The organism is Duncaniella muris, assembly GCF_003024805.1.
Taxonomy (GTDB): Bacteria; Bacteroidota; Bacteroidia; order Bacteroidales; family Muribaculaceae; genus Duncaniella; species Duncaniella muris.
Map to the genome: position 1 here is coordinate 1 of NZ_PUEC01000071.1, position 1,636 is coordinate 1,636.

Annotated in this window: 2 protein-coding genes and 1 pseudogene; 1 reads left to right on the forward strand and 2 read right to left on the reverse strand. The window is 51.8% G+C overall.

What is annotated here, in order from left to right; translation table 11 throughout:
* Positions 1–130: 130 nt before the first annotated feature.
* Positions 131–1,171 (reverse strand): annotated as a pseudogene (locus C5O23_RS14505) (toxin TcdB middle/N-terminal domain-containing protein); the annotation flags it as partial.
* On the opposite strand from C5O23_RS14505, the gene C5O23_RS14700 reads away from it, so the two are divergent.
* Positions 1,142–1,348 (forward strand): hypothetical protein, encoded by a 207-nt coding sequence (locus C5O23_RS14700; RefSeq protein ID WP_133166581.1) that lies wholly within the window; start codon positions 1,142–1,144, stop codon positions 1,346–1,348. The pseudogene C5O23_RS14505 and the gene C5O23_RS14700 sit on opposite strands and share 30 nt — an antisense overlap.
* 82 nt (positions 1,349–1,430) lie before the next feature.
* On the opposite strand, the gene C5O23_RS14070 is transcribed toward C5O23_RS14700, so the two are convergent.
* Positions 1,431–1,636 (reverse strand): ATP-binding protein (locus C5O23_RS14070; protein WP_161553606.1); only part of this gene is annotated, 206 nt, incomplete at its 5' end.

Below are 1,636 nucleotides of genomic sequence, written 5' to 3' on the forward strand. Positions count from 1 at the left end.
ATAAAAAGCCGATAAGACAAAATAAAATTGACCCCGTCGGCCAGAACGTTTTCAGGGGTCAATTCAAAATATTTTCAGGGGTCAATTCAACCTTGGTCTAAGGGGTCATCCGAGCCTGGGTTTTCCACTTGTCATAACTGTAAACGAGGCCGTTCTCAACATTGTTCCCCTCCGGGGTCTCTTCCGTGCGGTAATTAACATCCTTTACACTTTCAAGCTGGAATTTCTTCCCTTCTTCCGAACTGTAGGTGTAGGAGAGGTCATAGCCGACATTGAGGGTGCCATTGAACTGCACGTTATCCTGCGTCAGATGCTGGCGCTTGGAGGTGATGCGGTGCATATTGTCATAGCCCATGTCGAGGGTGTAGGATGCCGATTTGCTGTCAACCCCGGTATAAGTACCCGTTGCCGATGCAAGACGATACAGCCCGTCGTAGGTGTATGAGTGAGCCATCTGACCTCCGGCATTGCCGCTCTGCGGTAGCGAAGCGTTGTTTGCCACCGAAAGGACATTGCTCACCGCGTCAAAAGTATAGGCGTTGTCCATAATGGATGTGCCTCCGCTGTTGACCGCGAGGTTGCTGAGACGGCGACGATTGTCGTAGGTGTAGAATGTCTCCGCGCCGTTGCAATATTTCAGGTAGCTGCGCTGCTCGAACTTGTCATAGCCGAGCTTGGTGATGTAGTCATAGCCGTATGACTTCTCGCCACGGACTTTTTCAAGAAGACCTCCGAGGTTGTAGGAGTATGTGACCTTCTCCTCGTCGGGATAGATCATCTCCACAAGTCTGTTGTGGCTGTCATAGGTCCACTGGGTGACGTAGGTTGCGATAGCCTGATTCGGGACTATGAGTGTGCGGCGTGTCTTTGTCACCTCGCCCATCTTGCCGTAGAAGTATTCTATCGCGCCCGTTCCGTCCTCACGGAGCATCAGACGGCCGATGCGGTTGTGGGATGCGTTGCGGCCACCGTAGTAATACTTGACATTGTTCTCGGGGTGGTCTGGATAGTTGATACCAGTCAGACGGTGATAGTCGTAGGTATAGGTTATCATCTTCCCTTCCTCCGCCATATTCGCGGTCTGCTTGGTCAGCACGTTGCCGAGAGCGTCGTAGGTGAACGATGTGATTCCGCTTGCCGGATGGTTGACCTCCGTGCGGCGGTCGCCCATGTCGTAGGTGGAGAGGGTCTGGTTGCCCTCAACGTCAGTGACTCTTACAAGTCGCTGGATTCCGTCATATTCAAACGTGGTCGTGATTTCACCGTCAGGTCCGCTATGCTGAACAGACTTGACAGTCTTGCCGCTTCCGTTGGTGAATGGAAAACCCAGGCTCGGATGACCCCTTAGACCAAGGTTGAATTGACCCCTGAAAATATTTTGAATTGACCCCTGAAAACGTTCTGGCCGACGGGGTCAATTTTATTTTGTCTTATCTGCTTTTTATAGCTTTGAGCTTACGGACGCTTTCGCCGGTAAGCGTGATTCGATGAGCAGTGTGGACAATGCGATCGAGTATTGCATCTGCCACTGTGGAGTCACCGATAGCTTCGTACCAGTCCAGTTCGGGGAGCTGTGATGTCACGATGATTGATTTGCGACCATGGCGGTCTTCGATGATTTCCGTAAGGTGTGCGC

What these genes read in the sequence shown, in the direction of transcription:
- C5O23_RS14700 (WP_133166581.1), top strand. Translation starts at nt 1,142, where the DNA reads ATGGTTGACCTCCGTGCGGCGGTCGCCCATGTCGTAGGTGGAGAGGGT.